This window comes from Clostridioides sp. LIBA-7678 (genome assembly GCF_056716065.1).
In genome coordinates this window covers 3248461-3273995 of record NZ_CP196987.1, presented here as the reverse complement: position 1 = coordinate 3273995, position 25535 = coordinate 3248461, and the positions used below count along the sequence as shown (strand labels likewise).

The 25535-nt window shown below is 28.6% G+C and carries 21 protein-coding genes; 20 read left to right on the top strand and 1 reads right to left on the bottom strand.

The window, feature by feature from the left end; genetic code table 11:
• Positions 1-31 precede the first annotated feature (31 nt).
• The 3 genes from ACTG46_RS15320 (at position 32) to ACTG46_RS15310 (ending at position 2767) form a co-directional block, all read left to right on the top strand.
• The gene (locus tag ACTG46_RS15320; protein ID WP_479923113.1) at positions 32-1426 is read left to right on the top strand and encodes an undecaprenyl-phosphate glucose phosphotransferase; all 1395 of its coding nucleotides are present in this window, start codon (positions 32-34) and stop codon (positions 1424-1426) included.
• A gap of 47 nt (positions 1427-1473) precedes the next feature.
• On the top strand, positions 1474-1911 hold the full coding sequence (locus tag ACTG46_RS15315; protein ID WP_479923112.1) for a COG2426 family protein: 438 nt from the start codon (positions 1474-1476) through the stop codon (positions 1909-1911).
• Between the two features lie 148 nt (positions 1912-2059).
• Positions 2060-2767 carry a PIG-L family deacetylase gene (locus ACTG46_RS15310; protein ID WP_479923111.1) on the top strand — a complete coding sequence of 236 codons (708 nt, stop codon included), beginning with the start codon at positions 2060-2062 and terminating at the stop codon, positions 2765-2767.
• Positions 2768-2807: 40 nt separating this feature from the next.
• On the opposite strand, the gene ACTG46_RS15305 is transcribed toward ACTG46_RS15310, so the two are convergent.
• Entirely contained in the window at positions 2808-3086 is a 279-nt protein-coding gene (locus ACTG46_RS15305) for a GtrA family protein (protein ID WP_479924075.1), read from the bottom strand.
• Positions 3087-3345: 259 nt separating this feature from the next.
• Between ACTG46_RS15305 and ACTG46_RS15300 the strand changes: the two genes are divergently transcribed.
• The 17 genes from ACTG46_RS15300 to ACTG46_RS15220 all read left to right on the top strand — a co-directional run bounded on the left by ACTG46_RS15300 (position 3346) and on the right by ACTG46_RS15220 (position 25533).
• A complete protein-coding gene (locus ACTG46_RS15300; RefSeq protein WP_479923110.1) occupies positions 3346-5757 on the top strand; it encodes a cell wall-binding cysteine protease Cwp84 in 2412 nt (803 codons plus the stop codon).
• 306 nt (positions 5758-6063) lie between these two features.
• Positions 6064-7641 (top strand): cell wall-binding repeat-containing protein, encoded by a 1578-nt coding sequence (locus ACTG46_RS15295; protein ID WP_479923109.1) that lies wholly within the window; start codon positions 6064-6066, stop codon positions 7639-7641.
• A 109-nt stretch (positions 7642-7750) separates the two neighbouring features.
• Complete coding sequence (locus tag ACTG46_RS15290; RefSeq protein WP_479923108.1) at positions 7751-8902, top strand: acyltransferase family protein; 1152 nt, start codon at positions 7751-7753, stop codon at positions 8900-8902.
• 249 nt (positions 8903-9151) lie between these two features.
• On the top strand, positions 9152-11176 hold the full coding sequence (locus tag ACTG46_RS15285; protein WP_479923107.1) for an N-acetylmuramoyl-L-alanine amidase: 2025 nt from the start codon (positions 9152-9154) through the stop codon (positions 11174-11176).
• A 219-nt stretch (positions 11177-11395) separates the two neighbouring features.
• Complete coding sequence (locus tag ACTG46_RS15280; protein WP_021385677.1) at positions 11396-12082, top strand: sugar transferase; 687 nt, start codon at positions 11396-11398, stop codon at positions 12080-12082.
• A 95-nt stretch (positions 12083-12177) separates the two neighbouring features.
• Complete coding sequence (locus tag ACTG46_RS15275) at positions 12178-13230, top strand: cell wall-binding repeat-containing protein (RefSeq protein ID WP_479923106.1); 1053 nt, start codon at positions 12178-12180, stop codon at positions 13228-13230.
• A gap of 113 nt (positions 13231-13343) precedes the next feature.
• Positions 13344-14900 (top strand): murein biosynthesis integral membrane protein MurJ, encoded by a 1557-nt coding sequence (gene murJ, locus ACTG46_RS15270; protein WP_219672924.1) that lies wholly within the window; start codon positions 13344-13346, stop codon positions 14898-14900.
• 45 nt (positions 14901-14945) lie between these two features.
• Complete coding sequence (locus tag ACTG46_RS15265) at positions 14946-16652, top strand: phospho-sugar mutase (RefSeq protein WP_219672925.1); 1707 nt, start codon at positions 14946-14948, stop codon at positions 16650-16652.
• 21 nt (positions 16653-16673) lie between these two features.
• Positions 16674-17747: a mannose-1-phosphate guanylyltransferase gene (locus tag ACTG46_RS15260; RefSeq protein ID WP_054271356.1), complete on the top strand. Its 1074-nt coding sequence runs from the start codon at positions 16674-16676 to the stop codon at positions 17745-17747.
• Between the two features lie 11 nt (positions 17748-17758).
• Entirely contained in the window at positions 17759-18481 is a 723-nt protein-coding gene (locus ACTG46_RS15255; RefSeq protein ID WP_054271355.1) for a glycosyltransferase, read from the top strand.
• Between the two features lie 15 nt (positions 18482-18496).
• Positions 18497-19651, top strand: coding sequence for a polysaccharide polymerase (locus ACTG46_RS15250; protein ID WP_219672926.1), 1155 nt, complete (start codon positions 18497-18499; stop codon positions 19649-19651).
• A 22-nt stretch (positions 19652-19673) separates the two neighbouring features.
• Positions 19674-20513, top strand: a complete 840-nt coding sequence (locus ACTG46_RS15245; RefSeq protein ID WP_479923105.1) for a glycosyltransferase family 2 protein — start codon at positions 19674-19676, stop codon at positions 20511-20513.
• Between the two features lie 14 nt (positions 20514-20527).
• A complete protein-coding gene (locus ACTG46_RS15240) occupies positions 20528-21703 on the top strand; it encodes a CDP-glycerol glycerophosphotransferase family protein (RefSeq protein WP_479923104.1) in 1176 nt (391 codons plus the stop codon).
• 28 nt (positions 21704-21731) lie between these two features.
• A complete protein-coding gene (locus tag ACTG46_RS15235) occupies positions 21732-22481 on the top strand; it encodes a glycosyltransferase family 2 protein (RefSeq protein WP_054271351.1) in 750 nt (249 codons plus the stop codon).
• 21 nt (positions 22482-22502) lie between these two features.
• A complete protein-coding gene (locus tag ACTG46_RS15230; RefSeq protein WP_479923103.1) occupies positions 22503-23411 on the top strand; it encodes a glycosyltransferase family A protein in 909 nt (302 codons plus the stop codon).
• A gap of 47 nt (positions 23412-23458) precedes the next feature.
• Positions 23459-24211 carry a glycosyltransferase family 2 protein gene (locus tag ACTG46_RS15225; protein ID WP_054271349.1) on the top strand — a complete coding sequence of 251 codons (753 nt, stop codon included), beginning with the start codon at positions 23459-23461 and terminating at the stop codon, positions 24209-24211.
• Positions 24212-24237: 26 nt separating this feature from the next.
• Positions 24238-25533, top strand: coding sequence for a UDP-glucose dehydrogenase family protein (locus ACTG46_RS15220; RefSeq protein WP_479923102.1), 1296 nt, complete (start codon positions 24238-24240; stop codon positions 25531-25533).
• Positions 25534-25535: the final 2 nt, after the last annotated feature.

Sequence of the window (25535 nt, the reverse complement as noted above, 5' to 3'; positions counted from 1 at the left end):
AGAAATATAATTTTTAGAAAAAGGTGTTTGTATGATAAAAGAAAATCAGAAAATCCTAAATAGAATACAAGTTATGTTGGATATGGTGGCTATAGTATTTTCGCATCTTCTAGCATATTATACAAGGTTTCATATTCTAGAGGGAATTAATTCTATTGGATTAAAAGGATACATATCAACAGCTTTATTTTCTCTACCAATGTATTTTATATTGTATCATGTAGTTAATCTATACAATACAAAGAGAACTATTAATGTATATAAAGAATGTAGATCTATTGTAAATGCTAATATATTTGGAGCACTAATCTTAATCCTAATATTGTTTATACTTAAATTGATTAATTACTCTAGATTGGTGCTATTACTGTTCATATTTTATAATATAACATTAACTAGTTTAATTAGAGTAATAAAAAGATTTTTATTGAGGAAGTATAGGTCAAAAGGTTTTAACCAGAAACATTGTTTGATAATTGGAACTACAAGTATGGCCAATGAAATTACAGATAAGATAAATAAAAATAAACAGTGGGGATATAATATTGTTGGATATTTAAGTGAAGAAAAAGAAGTGAATAATATAGTTGAAAGAAATAATATATTGGGTAATCTAGATAATTTGGAAGATGTTTTGAAGAATACATATTTAGATATGGTCTTTATAACATTAGCTCCAAAGGATTTTATTAAACTAGAATATATAATAAAACAATGTGAAAAAGCTGGAGTAAAGACCAATATGGTTCCTTACTACTACAATTATATACCCTCAAAGCCATATATAGATGATTTAGATGGTATACCAATAATAGATACAAGACATGTGCCTTTAGATAATTATTTTAATAGTGCATGTAAAAGGTTATTTGACATACTTTTTTCTATATTTGCTATATTATTAATATCTCCAATAATGTTAATTACAATAATATTAATAAAATTAACATCTCCAGGACCAATAATTTATAAGCAAACAAGAGTAGGTTTAAATAGAAAGAACTTTGACATGTATAAATTTAGATCCATGAGAGTTCAAGAAGAAAAAGTAGAACAAACTCAATGGACCACTAAAAATGATCCTAGAAAGACAAAGTTGGGGTCTATAATTAGAAAAGCAAGTATAGATGAACTACCACAATTTTTCAATGTTTTAAAAGGTGATATGTCAATAGTAGGGCCAAGACCAGAAAGACCTTTTTTTGTAGAAAAATTTAAAGATGAAATCCCAAGATATATGATAAAACATCAGGTAAGACCTGGAATAACTGGATGGGCTCAAGTAAATGGATATAGAGGGGATACTTCAATAGAGAAGAGAATAGAACATGATTTATATTACATAGAAAATTGGACATTTTTATTTGATATAAAAATAATATTTTTAACATTGTTTAAAGGGATTTTAAATAAAAATGCATATTAGAGTGACAAGTAATATTTTTTATAAATATAAATATAAGGAGAGATACATTGGAATATGTAAATTTAATATTTTTTTCTATGATACCAGTCATAGAGCTTAGAGGAGCTATACCTATGGGATTGGCATTAGATTTAAATCCATTATTGGTATATCTATCATGTTTAATTGGTTCTACTATAATAGGTATACCAATATTGCTAACATTTAGATATATATTAAATTATTTCAAATTGAAAGGATATTTTAAGTATTTAATTGACTTACTTGAAAATAAATTACGTAAGAGAGCAAAACAATTAAAATCTATAAGTGTAATTGGAATAATTTTATTTGTTGGAATTCCACTACCAACTACAGGAACTTGGAGTGCGGCTGGAATTGCGTCATTACTTGAAATGAGATTGAAGGATGCAATTTTAGGCATATTTTTAGGGAATGCTTTATCTGGAGGTATTGTATTTGCAATATCGTATCATATATTTTAAGAAAAGTTAAAATAATAAATATTTATAGATTTTACATCTTTTTATATAACATTTTGTTATAAGTAAAATATCATATAAAAATAAATACAGTTATTTGTTATTAAAATTATAATATTAGTAGATTTTTATCAAAAGGGAGGATATAAGATTGGTAGAAGCAACTTTATTTTTTTCACCACATCAAGATGATGAAACTTTAAGCATGGGAAATGCAATAATTGAACATGTTGAAAAAAGTGACACACATGTAATACTATGTACAGATGGTAGTAAATCAATAATAAGAAAGGTATTAGATGATGGAGGATCATGTTCATATCATATAAAAGATATACATAAATATTCTCTGCCAGAAGACGAATTCTCAAAATACAGAGATGAAGAGTTTAAAGATAGTTGTAAGGAAATGGGAGTTAAAGAAAGTAATATACATATAGAAGAAAATAGAGCTCATGATGGGGAATTAAGTAAAGAAAAAGCAAAAGAGATAATATTAAAATATCTGGATGAATATCCAAATGCAAAAGTAAAAACAGTTACTCCATATAAAGCTAGTGGAATACATGAAGATCATAGAGCATTGGGTGAAGCAGCATTAGAGTTATATGAAGAGGGAAAAATAAAGGATTTAAGGTTTTATGTAGAACCATATGATTATAACGACTTCAAAAAAATTAATCTAAATGTAGATGTATGGAAGGTATTAAATAGCCAAGAAAATAAGCTGCTAAGTGCTATGAACGCTTATAAAAAATGGAATCCAGAAAATGGGCAGTATGCAATAGGATATCATTCTGTAAAATCACATTTTGATGAATTAGAGAAAAATAATATTCAATATGTACATGCACCTTAAAATCTAATGTATTTATATTATTTGAATATTATAAATAAGCCTATTGAAATAATAGGCTATTTTTTTGTTTAAGATTCTTAAAAATTATCATTTTACTAAATAAATAGTTTATAATTATGACAATAATATTAGTAATCACTTTGATTATAATATTATTTGCAAATAGTAAAACAATCATTACACATATAATTAATCTTTCAATAAGACAAGAACATAATTCAGAAACTAATAAAATATAAAAGTTCTTTAAATAAGAAATCATCTCAATACTCATACTTTTGAATACAAAAAATTTATTTATAATATAGGCAAATAAAATAGTAGATATTCAAGTTAAAGCATTTTTAAGAATAAAATTAAATGAAATAACTCTAGTAAAGAATAAATATGAAACTATATTTACAAAGGGGCAAATACTCCAAGATTAACAAATCAATATATTTTAAGTTATTATAAAAATAAAACTATAATATTCTATAATTAATATGAACTTATAATCCATATTTTATCAAAATAAAATATGACCTCGATTTAGAAATCTGATATAATAAAAATTAAATACATACAAGGGGGTAAATATGAGAAAGTACAAATCAAAAAGATTGTCAAAGCTACTGGCATTGTTGACAGTTTGCTTTTTAATAGTGTCAACAGTACCTGTATCAGCAGAAAACAAAAAAACACTAGATGGAGTAGAAACTGCAGAATACTCTGAAGCGTATCTTCAATATCTAGAAGATGTTAAAAATGGAGACACAGCAAAATATAATGGAGTAATACCAGTTCCACATGAAATGGAAGGTACAATACTTCAAAATAAGGGAAGAAGCACTCTTCCATCATCATACAAATCGAGTGCATCATACAATCCAATAAACTCAGGATTGACAACACCAGCAAAAAATCAGGGAAATCTTAATACATGCTGGGCATTTTCTAGTATGTCAACTTTAGAATCATACTTAAAGTTAAAAGGTTATGGAACTTATGACCTTTCAGAAGAACACTTTAGATGGTGGTCAACTGGTGGAACATATGGGTGGAACTTAGACGATATGTCAGGTAGCTCAAATGTAACAGCTATAGGATATTTAACTGCATGGGCAGGTCCTAAGCTAGAAAAAGATATACCATATAATCTTAAATCTGAAGAACAAGGTGCAACTAGACCTTCAAACATGGATACTGCATCTACACAATTTAATGTTACAGATGTTGTTCGTCTTAATAAAGATAAAAATACTGTAAAAAATGCAATAATGCAGTATGGTGCAGTTACATCTGGATACGCACATTATTCAAGATATTTTAATAGTGATGAAACTGCTTACAATTGTAATAACAGAAGTATGCCTTTAAATCACTCAGTAGCCATAGTAGGATGGGATGATAATTATTCAAAAGATAACTTTGCTTCTGATGCTAAGCCAGAATCAAATGGAGCTTGGTTAGTAAAAAGTAGCTGGGGAGAATTCAACTCTATGAAAGGATTCTTCTGGATTTCTTATGAAGACAAAACTATTTTAACAGATACAGATAACTATGCAATGAAATCAGTATCAAAACCAGACAGTGACAAAAAAATGTACCAACTTGAATATGCTGGTCTTAGTAAGATAATGTCAAATAAAGTAACAGCAGCAAATGTATTTGATTTCAGCAGAGACTCTGAAAAACTTGACTCAGTTATGTTTGAAACAGACTCTGTAGGAGCAAAATACGAAGTATATTATGCACCAGTAGTAAATGGAGTTCCTCAAAATAACTCAATGACAAAACTTGCAAATGGAACAGTATCATACTCTGGATACATAAATGTGTCTACTAACTCTTATAACCTTCCAAAAGGGAAAGGTGCAATAGTAGTAGTTATAGATAACACAGCAAATCCTAATAGAGAAAAATCAACTTTAGCATATGAAACTAACATAGATGGATACTATCTATATGAAGCTAAAGCAAACTTAGGTGAAAGTTACATACTTCAAAACAATAAATTTGAAGATATAAATACATACAGTGAATTTTCTCCTTGCAACTTTGTTATAAAAGCTATAACAAAAACATCTTCTGGACAGGCTACTTCAGGAGAATCTTTAACTGGAGCTGACAGATATGAAACAGCAATTAAAGTTAGTCAAAAAGGATGGACTTCTTCTCAAAATGCAGTACTAGTAAATGGAAATGCAATAGTGGATGCTTTAACAGCTACACCATTTACAGCAGCAATTGATTCTCCAATCCTTTTAACAGGAAAAGATAGCTTAGATTCAAAAACTAAATCAGAATTACAAAGATTAGGAACTAAAAAAGTTTATCTAATAGGTGGAGAGAATTCTTTAAGTAAGAATGTACAAACTCAACTTAGTAATATGGGTATATCAGTAGAAAGAATTTCTGGTAGTGATAGATACAAGACTAGTATATCTCTAGCTGAAAAACTAAACAGTATAAAATCTGTTTCACAAGTTGCAGTGGCAAATGGTGTCAATGGGCTCGCAGATGCAATAAGTGTTGGTGCAGCAGCAGCTGACAACAATATGCCAATAATACTTACTAATGAAAAGAGTGAGTTACAAGGTGCTGATGAGTTTTTAAATTCATCAAAAATAACTAAATCTTATATAATTGGTGGTACAGCTACTTTATCATCAAACTTAGAAAGCAAGCTTTCAAATCCAACAAGACTTGCAGGAAGTAATAGAAATGAAACTAATGCTAAGATAATAGACAAATTCTATACTAATTCAGATTTAAAATATGCTTTTGTTGTTAAAGATGGTTCAAAAAGTCAAGGTGACTTAATAGATGGACTAGCAGTAGGAGCATTAGGTGCTAAAACTGATTCACCAGTAGTTCTAGTTGGAAATAAATTAGATGAAAGTCAAAAGAATGTTCTTAAATCTAAGAAAATAGAAACTCCTATTAGAGTTGGTGGAAATGGAAATGAAAGTGCTTTTAATGAATTAAATAGTCTTTTAGGAAAATAATAAATATAAAGATAGTAAAGCTATACATTTTATTATTAGAAAATATTTAATATAAGTTTATAGATATAAAGTAACAAAATGGAGTGTCTCAAAATGAACTTTTTAGTTCATGAGGCACTCTTTTTGTATGAAATAAAATATATTTTTAGCATTTCAACAATGAAAAAGAGGTTTATCTCTATTTTGAGATAGCTCTTTTTTTATTGAGTGAGGAAAAATGTAATAAATTTAAACTGTAAAATAGTGTAAAGATATTTTATAATATAAATATAGTAAGATTTTAAACAAAATAAGGGGGAAATGATAATGAAAGCACCAAAAACTATTTTAACAACATTAACAATAGCGCTTACTTTAAGTAGCATTTCTATAACTTCATCATATGCACTTACAGAGGAAAAAATAATAGGTAATGGAAGATATGAAACTGCTGTAAAGATAAGTCAAAAGGCGTATAGCTCGAGCACTAATGTAGTACTAGTTAATGATAAGTCATTAGCAGATGCTCTTTCGGCTACACCATTTGCAAAAGTTAAAGGGGCACCAATACTTTTAACAGAAGATAATAAGTTGGATGATAGAACTAAAGCAGAGATAAAACGTCTAGGAGCTAAGGACATTTATTTGATAGGTGGTACTACTGTTTTAAGTAAAGATATAGAAAATCAATTGAAAAGTGAAGGATTTAATGTAGAAAGAATTAGTGGTAATGATAGATATGAAACTTCATTGATTTTGGCTAATAAATTGAAAGACATAAAAGATGTTAAGGAAGTGGCTGTAGTAAATGGAGAAAAAGGTCTAAGTGATGCTGTTAGTGTTGGAGCACCATCTGCTCAAAACAACATGCCTATAATATTATCTAGTCCCAAAGATGGAGTAGAACCATTTGAAAAATTTATAAAAGATGAAAAAGTTATAAAGGCATATGTAATAGGAGGTACAAATTCTGTATCAAGAGCTATAGAAAAGACCCTTCCTAATGCAGAAAGATTGAGTGGAAAAGATAGAAATGAAACTAATGCCAAAGTAGTAGAAAAGTTTTATACTGATACAAGTTTAAGTAATCTATATGTTACTAAGGATGGAAGTAAAAATGAAAATCAGCTTATAGATTCATTAGCAGTTGGAGTATTAGCAGCTAGAAATGAGTCACCAGTTGTTTTAGTTGGAGATAAACTAAATACAAAGCAGAGAGATGTACTTAGTACGAAAAAATTAAGCACTGTAACACAAGTTGGTGGAAATGGAAATGAAGAAGCTTTTGATGAGATTAAGAGTATACAAGATAAGACTGTTTTTGAGGCAAAAACTGTTGAAGAATTAACTGATATGATAAATATTGCAAGTCCTAATGATATTATAAACTTTAATCCAAAAGAGGATACTGTAAATGAAGCTTTTAGAATGGTAACAAATAAGCCAATAACTATTAACATAAAAGGCGATTGCTCAAAAACGGTTACAGTAGATATGCCTAATGGTGAAGTAAATAACTATGCTACTTTAGTAAATGTTATAGTTAGAAATATTGGAGAAGGTGGATTTAATAATCATGATACAATAACTATATTGTCAGTTCGTGACAAAAATGGTAGAGTTATAGAAAATACTAGAAATTCAGATATAGAAACAATGATGATATTGGCATCTGCTAATGATACAAAATTAATTAATGATGGTTATATAGGAAAGCTTATAGATAACTCATCTAACAGTGACATTACTAATCATGGAACTATAGATAAAAAAGTAAATCAGGTTGAGGATTTAGAGGCTAAGGTTGATTCAATAGAAAAAACTATAGATTCTATAAGCCAGAAAATTAATAAGATACAAGATATATTAGATAAACTTGGATTTCTAAAGAAGTTTCTTAATTAAAAAGATGTATATTTAAGAAAGCTATATTTTAGACCTATATGTGAAGATATATAGTTATATAGATTCATAGCTAAAGCTAAATATACAGTTAAATCTTGGGGGAGGTAATATGGAGAGTGGATTTGAAGGTAAATTAGATACAAAAATTATGAAAAACAGAGTTAAATCAATAGATATAATAAGAGGGCTATCAATAGCCCTCATGATAGTTTGCAATAATCCTGGAACTTGGATGAGAATGTATCCTCAGCTAAGACATGCTATATGGCATGGTGTAACACTTGCAGATTTTGCATTTCCTTTTTTTGTTATATCTTTAGGGGTTACAATTCCAATATCAATAAATAGTAAACTAAAAAACAATAAGTCTACATTAAGCATAATACTCAGTATATTTAAGAGAAGTATTTTACTTATATTATTTGGATTTTTCTTAAATTACCTAGGAAATCACGACTTAAGTACTGTGAGAATACTTGGAGTACTTCAACGTATGGGACTAGTTTATTTTGTAACTAGTTTAGTATACTTACTATTAAAAAAATTAAATGTAGGAAGTACTATGACAATAATTATATTCTTATGTATATCTGCATTTATAATAATAGGTTATTATGTAGTTGCAAAACCATATGGATTCGAGTTAGAAGGTTCTCTTGCACAATTGGTGGATTTCCATTTTTTTAAAGGTCATTTATACAAACCAGATTTTGAACCAGATGGATTCCTAACTAGTATAGTAGCAATTTCTTCAGGTATGTTGGGTTGTATTATGGGATGTGTACTTTTAAAAGAAAACATAGGAGAATACAAAAAATTCTTTAAAATATTAGTTATGAGTATTATTTTGCTAATATGTGCTTTTATCTTTAATCAATATTTTCCATTTAATAAGAGATTATGGTCTAGCTCATTTGTACTTTTAATGGCTGGAAGTTATGGTATATTACTGGCAATATTTTATTTCATATGCGACATCAAAAATAAGAGTAAAATATTCACACCAATAATAGCACTTGGTAGTAGCCCGATTTTTACATATATGTGTCTTGAGATACTAAGCCATGTTTTTTGGAATCTTCCAAAACTTACAGATAAAGTCAATTATCCAACTACTTTGGTAGAGTGGGTTACATATGAACTTATAACACCTTGGGCAGGTACAACTTGGGATTCGCTAGTATTTTCTTTCTTGTATGTCTTATTCTGGGTTATAGTAATGTCCATTATGTATAAGAAAAAAGTATTTATCAAAATTTAGTGTGATGTTTTTTTAGACAGGAATTTCTTTGTTTTTGTTTAAATATACAGAAAGTATCAGATATAATACAAGTTTCCTCTAGATAAAATTTAAAAATCATGCCATAAAAGATTACAAAAAGATTACAATTTGTAATCTTTTGTGCTATAATGAAAAAAGATTTACATAATATTGAATTTATGTAATATAAAACAAGTTCAAGACGAATTAAAAAAAGATTTAAAGGTTTAAAAATCTAGGGGGGATATAATGAAAAAGAGTACAAAATTATTAGCAACAGGAATGTTGTCTATAGCAATGGTGGCACCAAACGTGGCTTTAGCAGCGGAAAATACTACTGCAAATACAGAATCTAATTCAGATATTAATATAAATTTACAAAGAAAAAGTGTAGTGTTAGGAAGTAAATCGAATGCAAGTGTAAAGTTTAAAGAAAAATTAAATGCTGATTCGATAACATTAAATTTTATGTGTTATGATATGCCACTTGAAGCTACTTTAAATTACAATGAAAAGACAGATACATATGAAGGTGTAATAAATTATAATAAAGACCCAGAATACTTAAATGTATGGGAACTTCAAAGCATAAAAGTAAATGGTAAAGATGAGCAAAAAGTTTTAAACAAAGAAGATTTAGAATCTATGGGATTAAATCTTAAAGATTATGATGTTACACAAGAATTTATAATAAGTGATGCAAATTCAACAAAAGCAGTAAATGAATATATAAGAAAAACTTCTGCACCAGTAAAAAAACTTGCAGGAGCTACTAGATTTGAAACTGCTGTTGAGATAAGTAAACAAGGTTGGAAAGATGGAGCTAATAAGGTTGTAATAGTTAATGGAGAACTGGCAGCAGACGGAATAACAGCTACTCCACTTGCTTCTACTTATGATGCACCAATATTACTTGCAAATAAAGATGATATACCAGAAAGTACAAAGGCAGAATTAAAACGTCTAAATCCAAGTGATGTAATAATCATTGGTGATGATGGTTCAGTTTCACAAAAGGCAGTATCTCAAATTAAATCTGCTGTAGATGTGAATGTAACTCGTATTGGTGGTGTTGATAGACACGAAACATCTTTACTTATAGCAAAAGAAATAGATAAGTACCATGATGTTAATAAAATATACATAGCAAATGGTTATGCTGGTGAATATGATGCTCTTAACATTTCACCAAAAGCAGGTGAAGACCAACAACCTATAATATTATCTAATAAAGATTCTGTACCACAAAGTACATATGATTGGTTATCTTCACAAGGTCTAGAGGAAGCTTATTATATAGGTGGTAGCCAAAGCTTATCATCAAAACTTATAGACCAAATATCTAAAATAGCAAAAAATGGAGCTTCAAAAAATAGAGTTTCTGGTGCAGATAGACATGAAACAAATGCAAATGTAATTAAGACTTTCTATCCAGACCAAGAGTTGAGTGCAATGTTAGTTGCAAAATCTGACATAATAGTTGACTCAATAACAGCTGGACCTTTAGCGGCCAAATTAAAAGCTCCTATACTTATAACTCCAAAAACTTATGTTTCTGCATACCATACTACAAATTTATCAGAAAAAACAGCAGGAACAGTATATCAAATAGGTGATGGAATGAAGGATAGTGTTATAAGTTCTATAGCATCTAGTCTATCAAAACATAATTCACCTACAGAGCCAGAAAACCCAGGAGATGCTGCAGGAAAAACTGTAGTGATTGACCCAGGTCATGGGGGTTCTGATTCAGGAGCAACAAGTGGATTAAATGGTGGAGCACAAGAAAAGAAATATACTCTTGATACAGCGTTAGCAACTACTGAATATTTACGTTCAAAAGGTGTAAATGTTGTTATGACTAGAGATACAGATAAAACAATGGCTCTAGGAGAAAGAACAACTTTATCAAATACTATAAAACCAGATTTATTTACAAGTATACATTACAATGCATCTAATGGTGCAGGTAATGGTGTAGAAATTTTTTATAAAGTAAAAGATAAAAATGGTGGGAAAACTAAGACTGCTGCATCAAATATATTAAAAAGAATATTAGAAAAATTTAACATGCAAAATAGAGGAATTAAAACAAGAACACTTGCAAATGGAAATGATTACCTATATGTTTTAAGAAACAATAATTACCCAGCAATACTTGTCGAATGTGCATTTATAGACAATAAGAGCGATATGGATAAGTTAAATACTTCTGAAAAAGTAAAAACAATGGGAACTCAAATTGGAATAGGAATAGAAGAATCTGTAAAGTAAAACAAAAAATATTAAAGCAAAATATATCATCTCCTGTTATAATGTAAAATATAACAAGGGATGATATATTTTTGTAAAGAATCAAATTGTTTACAATGACGTTTATTGTATTGATAATCTGCTCATTATTGAGTATAATATAGAAATAAGTCAAAAATAAGATAGAAATAAGTTGAAATTAAGAATTAAAAAAATTTTTATTCCAATATGGAGGTAACTATGTCTGGATATACTAATGATGAATGTGAAATACCTAAAGTTAAAAGCTATCCAGGGGCAGATAAGGAAATTGCAAGCGAGATTGACTATAGCATAGTAAAAGGAACAGTTTTATTTGACTTGTACCAGAGAATTATGGATTTAGTTTTATCTATAATAGGACTTGTGATAGGTTTACCTTTAATAGCAATATTTGGAATTCTTATTAAAATAGAGGACAAAGGACCAATAACTTATAAGCAAGAAAGACTAGGAAAATGCGGAAGAAGATTCTATATATATAAATTAAGATCTATGAGAACAGACGCAGAAAAATTTGGCGCACAATGGGCTGAAAAAGATGATCCTAGAATAACTAAGGTTGGAAAGTTTATTAGGAAAACTAGAATTGATGAGATTCCACAGCTGTTTAATATATTAAAGGGGGACATGGGCTTAATAGGCCCTAGGCCAGAAAGACCAAACTTTACTGTTCAATTTAATGAGGAAATACCTGGATTTATCAACAGGCTTGCTATAAAACCTGGACTTACAGGTTGGGCACAAGTAAATGGTGGATACGAAATCACTCCTGAAGAAAAACTTAAAGAAGATATTTACTATATAAAAAATAGGAGTATATTACTTGACTTTAAGATACTCTTTAAAACTGTTAAAGTAGTATTGACAGGAGATGGAGCTAGATAATTTTAAAATATTAGATTACTAATCAATGAAAAAGCTCTTTAAAAAAGAGCTTTTTTATTGTCAAAAAATACAAAGAAGAAAAGGAATGAGAACTTATGATTAAAAAAATTTCTACTATATTGTCTTTAGTTTTGTTAATCTCTATTTCTACAATAGGAGTATTTGCAGATACAAAGCCTAAAAAAGAGTTGATAGAAGGAAGTATACCAGAGATTTCTACAGAGCTAAATAAACGTGTATTTAAGAATTCCAAAGAAGTAATTCTTGTAAATGAAGATTCAATTGTAGATAGTATAAGTGCAACCCCTTTAGCATATGCAAGAAATGCCCCAATAGTTGTAACTAAGAGCACAAATCTTGGTAGATTAACAAGAAATTATTTAAAAGAACTAGGTACAGATAAGGTTACGATAATAGGTGGCTTAAATGCAGTATCTAAAGATGCTGAACGTAATATAGAAAGAATGGGAATGAAAGTAGAAAGAATAAGAGGGAAAGACAGATATGATACATCCTTGAAGATAGCTAGAGAAATGTATAGAACAGTAGGATTTGATAAAGCATTTTTACTTAGCTCAACTGCAGGATTAGAAAATGCCATATCTGTGTATTCTTATGCAGCTAAAAATGGAATGCCAATAATATGGGCTAAAGATGAAAGTTTTGAAAATCAGATTGAGTTCTTAAAAGGTAAGAACCTTGAAAAAATATATGCATTAGGTGATTCAGAAAAATTTATTTCAGATATTGATTCTAGCTTAAAGAATATAGAAGGAATAAAACAAATAAATAAGTCAGATACAAATGTTGATTTAATAAAAAAATTTTATGATGAAAAAGATGTAAAGAAAATCTATACTGCTAGTTTAGATTTTGGTAGTAGAGCAGATGCAAACGAATATATTTCTTTAGGAGTAGTATCAGCTAAAGAAAATATGCCAATACTGATTTGTAGTGATAATTTAAGTCATACACAAGATAAGTTTTTGAAAAATAGTAATATAAATGATGTAATTGAAGTTGGATATACAGTAGGGAATTATAGCCTATTAAAGAATATATTTAATCTAACATTTTTATCTTCTATAATATTAATATTATTATTACTATTGATTACATTTAGGGCACTTAGATATGATTCAAGATAGTCTTTAATTTATAAGGAAGCTTTTCATAGGTTAAATTTATTTAATCAGAATAATGTTTATAAGCAGTTTTAAAAGTTCTACTTTTAGAGTTTAAATAGATAAGGAGAAAGAAAATGTCAAAAACAGCTAAAGCAGCATTGTGGATTATGGCAGCCACTATGTTTTCAAAAGTATTAGGTTTCCTTAGAGAACTTGTACTTGCAAATTTCTATGGGACAGGTATGTATGCAGACGTATTTGTATTAACATTAAATATACCTGGTTTAATCATAGCAGTCATAGGCTCTGCAATTGCTACAACTTATATACCTATGTACTTTGAAACAAAGAAAAGACTTGGAGATGAAGGTGCTTTAAAATTTACTAATAATGTTTTAAATATATGCTATATAATGGCTATAATAATAGCTATTCTTGGGCTTTTATTTACAGAGCAATTTGTTACAGTATTTGCAGCAGGATTTAGAAATGACCCGGCTAAGTTCCAAGCAGCAATACTATTTACTAAAATAATGATTTCAGGAGTTCTGTTCCTGAGTGGAAGTAAAATATTTAGTTCATTTTTACAGGTGAATGACAGTTTCGTAATTCCTGGTCTTATAGGAATTCCATATAATATTATAATAATAGCAGCAATAGCATTAAGTGCAGGTAAAAATGTATGGATACTACCAGCAGGAGCGCTACTTGCTATGGCAAGTCAACTATTATTTCAGTTGCCATTTGCGTTTAAGAAGTCTTACAAGTATAAGCCATATATAAATTTTAAGGATGAGTCTATAAAAGAATTAGTTAATCTAGTATTACCTATGTTAATAGGGGTAGCTGTTGGACAGTTAAATATATTTGTCGACAGGTTATTGGCAACGACTTTAGGGGATGGAAAGTTGTCAGCTCTTAACTATGCAAATAGACTAAATGAGTTTGTTATGGCATTATTCGTAACATCAATAATAACAGTTATATATCCTAAGCTAGCAAAGATGTCAGGTAAAGATAATAAAGAAGGATTTATAAGTACTATTGTAAAATCATCCAACTGTATCATATTGGTGGTGCTTCCTATATCTATTGGAGCTATCATATTAGCAGAACCTTTAGTTAGAATCTTATTCCAAAGAGGTAAATTCGACGCATTATCAACAGACCTTACATCTATAGCACTTAGATTATATTCACTAGGTTTATTAGCGTGTGGAGTAAGAGATGTTTTATATAGGGCATTTTACTCTCTTGCAGATACAAAGACACCAATGATAAATGGAAGTATAGCTTTAATAATAAATATAGTTCTTAATTTAATATTAATAAGACCACTTGGGCATGCAGGTATTGCTATATCCACTAGTACTTCAAATATAATTACAGTTATATTATTGTTTATATCTCTTAAAAAGAAAAATGGATATTTTGGAGGAGATAAAATTATAAAGACTGGTCTAAAAAGTTTGGTAGCATCAGGAGTAATGGCAGTAGTCACTTTATTAATATATAATAACCTATATGCATTTATGGGTGTGGGAACAATTAAAGAAATCATATCAGTTGGAGTAGGAGTATTAGGTGGAGCTTCTGTATATACGATATTGATAGTTTTATTTAAAGTAGAAGAGATGGACTTAGCTTTTGAATTTTTAAGAAAAGGAAAACAAAAACTACTTAAAAGATAGACACTTACATTAGAAAATTAAAATAAAGTCAGAAAGGATGAAAATATGGATTATAAGAATAATTATGAAATGTGGTTAAATTCTCCTTATTTTGATGAACAAACGAAAAATGAGCTATTAAGCATAAAAGATGATGAAAAAGAAATACAAGATAGATTCTACAAAAACTTAGAGTTTGGAACAGGTGGTTTAAGAGGTATAATAGGAGCGGGAACTAATAGAATCAATATTTATACTGTTAGACGTGCGACACTTGGAGTTTTAAATTATATCATAAAGACTCAAGGAGAAGAAGGAAAACAAAAGGGAATAGTTATAGCACATGATAGTAGATACATGTCGAGAGAGTTTTGTATAGAAGTAGCAAAGACTCTAAGTGCTTATGGTGTAAAGGCTTATATTTTTGAAGAATTAAAGCCTACACCAGAACTTTCTTTTGTTGTTAGATACTTAAAGTGTGCTATGGGCGTAGTAATAACAGCAAGTCACAATCCTAAAGAGTACAATGGATATAAGGTATATGACTCAGATGGGGGTCAAATCTGTATAGATATGGCAAATGATATAATAGCAGAAGTCAATAAGATTGATGATTACAGTGTTATTAAGAGTTTAGATTTTGAAGAAGCTTTATCTAAAAATTTAATAACTATATTAGATAATGAAGTAGATGACGAATTTATAAAAGCTGTTAAGAAGCAAGTGTTAAGACAAAATATAATAAATGAATATGGTAAAAAATTAAAAATAATATATACACCTATTCATGGAACTGGAAATAAGCCAGTAAGAAGAGTCTTAGATGAATGTGGATTTGAAAATGTGATGGTGGTTAAGGAACAAGAATTACCAGATTCTAATTTTTCAACAGTTAAGTATCCTAATCCTGAGGAAAAGTCAGCATTTAATATAGCTATTGAAATGGCAAAGAGTAATAATACTGATTTGGTAATAGGAACAGACCCTGATTGTGATAGAGTAGGGGTTGTTGTAAAAGATTCAAGTGGTGAATATATAGTCTTAAATGGAAATCAAGTTGGCTCACTTTTAGTTAGATATATAACAGAGAGTTTAGTTGAAGAAAATAAACTTCCTAAAAACAATCCTACAATAATAAAAACTATAGTTACATCAGAGTTAGGTGCAAAAATAGCGAAGGCTTATAATGTAGATTGTTTAAATACTTTAACAGGATTTAAATTTATAGGAGAAAAAATAAAAGAATTTGAAGAAAGTAATGATAGAAGCTTTATAATGGGATATGAGGAAAGCTATGGTTACTTAATTGGAACTCATGCTAGAGATAAAGATGGTGTTGTATCTTCACTTATGATATGTGAAATGGCAGCATATTATTCTTCAAAAGGTATGAACCTGTATGAAGCTATGATAGATACATATAATAAATTTGGATATTATAAGGAAGAATTAAAGTCAGTTACTTTAAAAGGTATAGATGGAATAAAAAAAATAAAAGAGATGATGCTTTACTTTAGAAGTGTTAAAATAGATAATGTGGCTGATGTAAAAGTAGATAAGATTTTGGATTATAAGGATGGAGTAGATGATTTACCTAAATCAGATGTACTTAAATTTTTACTTGAAGATGGTTCTTGGATAGCTATAAGACCTTCAGGTACAGAACCTAAAATTAAATTTTACTTTGGAGCAAACTCAGACAACCAAGAAGATGTAGAATTAAAATTGAAAAATTTAATATCTTATATATTAAATGTAGTGGATTCTATATAAAAAGCTAAGGGGAGATAAACAATGAAAGTATACAATGTCATAATGGCTGGAGGAGGAGGAACTCGTTTCTGGCCACTTAGTAGACAAGAAGTACCTAAACAGCTTATAAATTTAAGTGGAGAAGATGCTTTAATAAATGAAACTATAAACAGAATAGATTCTCTAGCAAAAAAAGACGATTTATTTATAGTAACTAATGAGAAGCAATTGGAAGCTTTAAAAGATACAGTAAAAGATAAATGTTTAGATGGCAACATATTGCCAGAACCATGTGCCAGAAATACAGCAGCAGCTATAGGTTTTGCAGCTTTTAACATAATGAAAAAATATGGTGATGGTGTTATGTGTGTATATCCAGCTGACCATTATATAAAAGATGAAAAAGAATTTAAATCTATATTAGAAAAAGCTATCTATATAGCGGAAAACAATGATAAACTAGTAACTATTGGTATAACGCCTACATTTCCATCAACAGGATATGGATACATAAATTTTAATAGAGAAAACACAATAGAAAATGTTGCATATGAAGTAGTGGAGTTTGTAGAAAAGCCAAATTATGAAATTGCTAAAGAATATGTAAACTCTAAAAAATATGTATGGAATAGTGGAATGTTTGTATGGAAGGTATCTAAAATATTAGAAGATTTTAAGAGGTACTTACCTAAAGTATATGAAAAATTAGAAGAAATCAGCAATTACTTAGGTACAAAGGAAGAAATAGAAAAAATAAAAGAAATATATCCAACAATACAATCAATTTCCATAGATTATGGTATTATGGAAAGAAGTAATGATGTTATAGTAGTTCCTGGCGATTTTGGGTGGAATGATGTTGGGTCTTGGGATTCTCTAGGTGCAATATATCCAACTGATAATGAAGGTAACATCAAAAGAGGTGAAAATATTACTATAGACACTAAAAATTCAATTATATATTCAGATGACAAATTAATATCAACAATAGGTATTAGTGATTTGATAGTAGTATCTACAAATGATGCAGTTATGGTTTGTAGAAAAGATAAAGCTCAAGATGTTAAAAAGATAGTAGAGCAATTAAAAGAAGAAGATAGACAAGAATATATGTAGGAGGTGTTCATTTGATTCCTAAAAAAATACATTATGTATGGTTTGGTGGTCCAAAAGGAAATATAGAAAATATATGTATAAATTCTTGGAAAGAAAAGCTTCCAGAATATGAGATAGTAGAGTGGAATGAAAAAAACTTTGATATAGAGAAGGAAATAAAAGGAAATAAGTTTTTGGAAGAATGTTATAAAAGAAAGCTTTGGGCATTCATATCTGATTATACAAGAATAAAAGTACTCTATGAACAAGGTGGAGTTTATATGGATACAGATATGCAAATACTAAAGGATATAACTCCTCTTTTAGAAAATAATAGGCTAATCTGTGGGTATGAAGATGATAGAGAATATATAAATGGTGCTATAATAGGTGTAGAAAAAGGACATCCTTTTTTAAAAGACTTATTGGAGTATTATGAAAAAGAAGTACTTACTTCTTCATTGTTTACAATACCAAAGATAATGACTCATCTTATGGAAAAAAATTATAAGAAGATTGACCCAAATAATTATGAAGAAGGCATTCGTGTCTATGATAAAGAATATTTTTATCCTTTTGGATTTAAAGAAGACTTTACACCAGAATGTATAACAGAAAACACTTTTGGTATACATTGGTGGGGAAAAAGTTGGGCTAAAAAGAGAAATTATTTCTTAGAAAGCAAACACTTAACAGGTGCAAATAAGATATGGAAGTGTTGTAAAATATTTGCAAGTAATACTTTACGAAACTAAAAGGGAGAAAGTAAAATGAAGACTTTAAATGATGATAGAAATATTGTGATAAACAAGTATATTTATACATTTATTTTGTTTATTATATTACTTAGAAAGTATATGATATCAATACTTAGAACAGATATACCTATAGGTGGCTTTACATCTTTGTTATTTTATGCTTCTATTGGACTTTTGTTTATACAATTTATTATTCGTAAAGAACATAATATTGTAGAGATTGTTTTGTTTATAATTTCTTGTGTGTTATATGTTTTTACAAGAGAGGGTTCAATACTGGCAATAATACTTCTTGCAATAAGTGTAAGAGATATCGATGATAGTTATATTGTAAAAAGCTATCTACTGATGAATTTGGTTTTTATAATATTCTGCATACTGTTAGGCAACGTATTTCCATATATTGCACAAGTACCAGAAACTCACTACAGATTGATTGGAGAAACTTATGTACCTAGAGAGACTTTTGGATTTGCAAATCCAAACTCAGTGTTCTTGTTCTCACTTTCAATTTATGCAGCTTATATTTTCTTAAGATTTGATGATTATAATAAGTATGACAGAATAATCTTGATAATATTAACTGCATTTGTTTATGTACAAACTATGAGCAGAACGGGTGCTGTAACTATAATAGGAGCATTAATATTTGTGGAATTTCTAAGAGCAATAGATTTTAGAAAGCATCCCATTATAGCAAACTCAATAAAAATTTTACCAATACTGTTTTTGTTTGGTTCAATAGCAATAGGAACTGTATTCTCAGGCATGACTATTTTTAATAAATTATTAGCATCTAGGCCATCACATTGGCATGCTTATCTAGTTGAAAGCGGGAAGCTTTTTACTTTATTTGGAAATAAGTATGATGAGGCTATAAAATTAGCACATCCATTAGATAGTTCTTACATCTATATATTAGCACTTTTAGGTATTGCATCTTTAGTATTTTTTATGTACTTGATTTACAAAGGATTAGATATATTTATCAAAAATAATCAAAAAAAATATATAGCTATAGTAATGATATTTTTAATATATGCATTAGCAGAAAATATATTACTTGAAGCAGGTTATAATTTTACTATTTTAATTTTGATAAAACATATTATAAATAAAAATCCAGGTAGATTTACATTTAAAGAGATGCTGAGTTTTAGAAAATAATGAAATTTAGGAGAGAGTATAAATGTTAGTATCCTTAGTAATGCCAACATTAAATAGATATGATGACATAGATTTATTAATGAAAAGTTTGGAAAATCAGACCTACAAAGACTTTGAGATTATAGTTGTGGACCAAAATGAGAATGATAAAGTTAAAAAAATAGTTGATAGATATAATAATAGATTAAGCATTAAATATGTAAAGAGTGATAAAAAAGGATTAAGTTATAATAGAAATATAGGCATTGATATAGCTAAAGGTCAAATCATAGGATTTCCAGATGATGATTGTGAATATGAATTTGATACCTTAGAAAAAGTTATAAAGTTTTTCGAAATGAATAAAGAATATAAGTTATATAGTTGTAAGACTATGGACAGAAATAAGATAGATGCATTTAAAAAAATGAGTGAAGGAACTTGTGATATTACAAGTTCCAACGTTTTAAATACTATAACATCTATAACTTTTTTTGTTGACTTTGAAGAGAAAGAATATACAAGATTTGATGAAAAATTAGGTGTTGGTGGAGAATTTGGTGCTGGTGAAGAGATAGATTATGTTTTAAATTTATTGAGCTTAGGATTTAAAGGAAAATACTTTGGAGATGATATAATTTACCATCCAGCAAAAAAACATTCTAAATCTAAAGAAAAGTATCAAAAAGATTATAACTATGGAAGAGGTTTTGGAGCACTTTGTAAAAAAGAAATAGTTTATAGAAAGAATTATAAGTTTGTAAAGGTTATGGCATCAAAACTTGTAAGAAATATAGGTGGTCTTATATTGAGTTCCAACAGAGATTATCATAGTGCCACTATAAAAGGAAGAATTAATGGATTTAGACAGTATAAGTTATAATGAGGATGGTGTTTATGAATAAGGTTAAATTTTTAATAAATATGCTTTTGGCTTTTTTTATGTATCCATTTAGTAAGCATAAGTTTAATGGTAGAAATATCTGGCTTATAGGTGGACATTCAGGAGATATATACAATGATAATGCGAAGTTCTTTTATGAGTATATGTTGAAGGAGCATAATGATGTAGAGACTTATTGGGTGGTAAATAAAGACAGTAAAGTATTCGATAAAATTCCAGGCAAAAAATTAATAAGAGGAAGTGTAGAAAACTATCTATATTATTACAATTCAAAAGCTATAGTATTTTCACATGCGCCATCAGCAGATATAGCACCATATAACTTTGCTGTACCTGTTCTTAATTATTTTCATAAAAAGACAGTAAAAGTATTCTTAAATCATGGGACTATAAGTTTTAAAAAAAGAAAACCAATGAATAAAAAATTCAAAAATATTATAGACAATCTATATAAAAGCTATAATATAGTTACAGCAAGTTCTGAATTTGAAAGAAATGTTATGGTAAATGATTGGGGAATGTTAGATGACTCAGTTTATATAATTGGAAATGCAAGATATGACAATTTACCTACAAATGAAGTTGCACAAACACGAGATATATTATATACTCCTACATGGAGAGATTGGATAAAATTTAGTTCAGGAAAATTTACAGATACAGATTATTTTAAAAGTATAATGAATTTTTTGAATGATGATAGGTTAAATAAAATACTAGATGAGAAAGATATAAATGTAAAAATTTATATGCATCATCTTATGCATGAGTTTATAGATGACATAAAAGAAAATATAACAGGAAAACGAATTGTGTTTTTAGACAAAGGGGTAACTCTAGCAAATGAAATTAGAAAATCAGCTGCAAATATAACTGATTATTCAAGTGTAGCTATAGACTTTTTATATATGAATAGACCTATACTGTTTTACCAATTTGATTTGGAGGAATATATGGAAAAAGTTGATTCATATATAGATTTGAAAGGTGAAATGTTTGGGTCTTTAGCTTATAATAATGATGAAGCTGTGAATAAACTTATTGATATTATTGAAAATAATTTTGAGGTTATGGATGACCAAAAAAATGAGAGAAATAAGTTTTTCAGATATAATGACAATAAGAACTGCAAGAGGATATATGATTGTGCAATAAGTAAAATTAAATAAATATTTTATAAATAATGAGGAAGGTAATATGAAGAAGAATTTAGTATCTATAATTACTCCCATGTATAATTCTGAAAAATTTATTGAAGCAACCATAAAATCAGTATTAAACCAAACTTATCAAGAATGGGAAATGTTAATTATTGATGATTGCTCAACAGATAATAGTCCTAATATAGTCAAATCTTATATGCAACAGGATAGCAGAATAAAATGTATAAAGACTGAGACTAATAAGGGTGTCTCTAATGCTAGAAATTTAGCACTAAGTAAGGCAACAGGACAATTTATAGCTTTTTTAGATAGTGATGACCAATGGAATAGTAGTAAGTTAGAAAAACAAGTAAACTTTATGTTAGAAAATGATTATGTAATATCATTTACTTCATATGAACTGATGGATGAAAATGACAAAAAATTAAACAAGGTAATAAAAGTACCACCTAATGTAGATTATAGGAGATTATTGAAAGGAAATATCTTAGGATGTCTTACTGTTGTAATTGATAAGTCTAAACTAGATTTTGAAATAAAAATGAGTGGTGTAAGACATGAAGATTATGTTTTATGGTTATCTATATTGAAAAGAGGGCATATTGCCCACGGAATAAACGAAGTTTTAGCATTATATAGAAAGTCTAGTAATTCACTAAGTGGTAATAAAATAAAAGCTGCCATGTGGACTTGGAATATATATAGAAATATAGAAAAAATACCTCTATACAAAGCTGTATACTACTTTATTAATTATGGAATAAATGGAATCAAAAAAAGTTAGATAGAGAGGAAGATTTAATTAATGTATAAATATAAATTTACTGTATTTACTCCAACATATAATAGAGTTCATTTACTTGAAAATTTGTACGATGATTTAAAAGCTCAAACTTATGACTTCAATGATTTTGAATGGCTGATTGTTGATGATGGAAGTGAAGATGGTACTAAAGAATTAGTTGAAAAATTTATATCAGAAAATAAATTAAATATAAGATATATATACAAAGAAAATGGAGGAAAACATACTGCAATAAATCTAGGTGTAAAAAATGCAGATGGAGAACTATTTTTCATTGTAGATAGTGATGATGGTTTAATTAAAGATTCTCTTGAAATTGCTAATGATGAATGGAATTCTGTAGAGAATAAAGAAGGATTTAGTGGAGTTGTTGGACTTTGTGTATACCCAAGTGGAGATTTAATAGGGACAGAAATGCCTGAAGATAAGAAAATATGTCACTTTGCAGACCTATATTTTAAGTACGGTGTTAAGGGAGATAAAAGTATAGTATTTGTAACTGATGAACTTATAAAATTTCCTTTTCCAGAAAGAAAAGAAGTGAGATTTTTACCAGAAAGTGTAGTATGGAATGAAATGTCTAAATACTATAAAGTTAAATGTGTAAACAAGCCTATGATAATAAGAGATTATTTGGATGATGGTTTAACAAAAAATATCTTAAGTAAAAATTCGTTAAGAGGTAGAGCATTAGAATTTTTATATTTGATAAATCAAAATACATATCCTTTAGGTAGATATCCATATATGTGGATAAAAAATTACATAAATTTAGCTAGATATTCGTTATTGTCTGATAGCCATTATTTTGGAGAAATCAATAAAATATCTGATAAATTGTTGTATTTAGTATTATTCCCATTAGGATATTACAAATATATTGGACAAAGAAAATTAGTATCTAAGTAAACTTGTTGGTATAGTACTGCTAGTTGCTATATAAGGAGAGTAAAAATATGAATGAGCCTTTAGTATCGATAATTACTCCTGTATATAATTCAGAAGAGTTTTTATCAGAGACAATAAAGTCAATCCAAAATCAAACTTATAAAAATTGGCAGCTTTTATTAGTGGATGATTGTTCTAAGGACAATTCAAGTGAAATTATAAAAAGTTTTCAAAAAGAAGATGCTAGAATAAAATATATAAAGCTTGAAAAAAATTCTGGAGCTGCAGTATCTAGGAATGTAGGAATTAAAAATGCGGAAGGACGATTTATTGCATTTATAGATAGTGATGATTTATGGGATAGTAAAAAGTTAGAAATTCAGATAGGATATATGTTAAAAGAAAATATCGGATTTTCTTTTACATCTTATAGATATATGAGAGAAGATGGAACAAAAACAAGTAAAGTTGCAAGAGCTCCTAAAAAGATTGACTATGAAGGACTACTTAGAAATACTATAATAGGGTGCTCTACCGTAGTCATTGATAAGAATATCGTAGGCGAATTTAATATGCCTTTGGTAAGAAGAGGACAAGATACTGCAACTTGGTTACAATTACTTAAAAAAGAAGAGTATGCGTATGGTATTTATGAAGATTTAGTAAATTACAGATTAGTTGGAAATTCTATATCTAGTAATAAAATAAAAGCATTAAAAAGAACTTGGAATACTTATAGAAATGTTGAAAATTTAAGTTTGCCAAAAAGTCTATATGTATTTTGTTTTTATGTCTTTAATGCTATCAAGAAGAGAGTATAAGTTTTATATACTTGGAGGTAAAAATAATGAAAATAGCTATAGCTGGGACTGGATATGTAGGATTGGTTACAGGCGTTTGTCTAGCAGAAGTAGGTAATGAGAATATAATTTGTGTTGATGTAGACGAACAAAAGGTTAAATCAATGAAGCTAGGAATAGCTCCTATATATGAAGAAGGCCTAGAAGAACTTATGGTTAAAAATTACAATAGAGGAAGAATAGATTACACTACTGACTATAAAAAAGCTTATGAAGATGTAGATGTAATATTAATAGCTGTAGGTACACCAGAGAGAAGTGATGGTTCAGCTAATTTAGATTATATAAAGGCAGTTGCAAAGCAAATAGCTGAAACTGTAACGAAAGATACTCTAGTGGTAATAAAATCTACAGTGCCAATTGGTACAAATGAAGAAATAGAAGATTATATAAGTAGAAATTTAAAAAATGATGTAAAAATAGAACTGGCATCTAATCCAGAGTTTTTGTCACAAGGAACAGCAGTAAGAGATACTTTACATGCCTCAAGAATCGTTATAGGTGTAGAAAGTGAATGGGCTAGAGACATATTACAGAAAATTTATGAGCCTTTTAATCAACCTATAATAGTTACAAATAGAAATAGTGCTGAAATGATAAAGTATGCATCAAATAATTTCTTGGCACTTAAAATATCATTTATGAATGATATTGCAAATCTTTGTGAAATAGCTAGAGCTAATGTAGAAGATGTGGCTTTAGGAATGAGTTATGATGATAGAATTGGAAGTAAGTTTTTAAAGGCAGGTATCGGGTATGGAGGTTCTTGTTTTCCAAAAGATACAAAAGCACTTCATTGGTTATCTGAACATAATGGCTATGAACTAAAAACAGTAAAGGCTGCAATCGAAGTTAATGAAAGTCAGAAGCTTAAATTAGTTAGAAAAGCATCAAAGTTAGTTGAGAGTTTTCAAGATATGAAGGTTGCTGTACTAGGTCTTACTTTTAAACCTGATACTGATGATATAAGAGAAGCACCATCTATACCAAATATAAAATATTTGCTTGAAAGAGGAGCAAGAGTAACAGTATATGACCCAATTGGTGTCAGCAATACTAAGAAAATATTTGGAGATTCTATACTTTATGCCAATTCTATAGATGATACAATAGAAGATGCAGAGATATGTTTTATAATGACAGAATGGAAAGATGTCTTAAATTATGATATACATAAGTATAAGGAAAAGATGAAAAATCCTTTAGTTCTTGATGGAAGAAACTGCTATAAGGTTAAAGACATGGAAGAACTTGGGATTGAGTATTATTCGATAGGAAGGTAAAG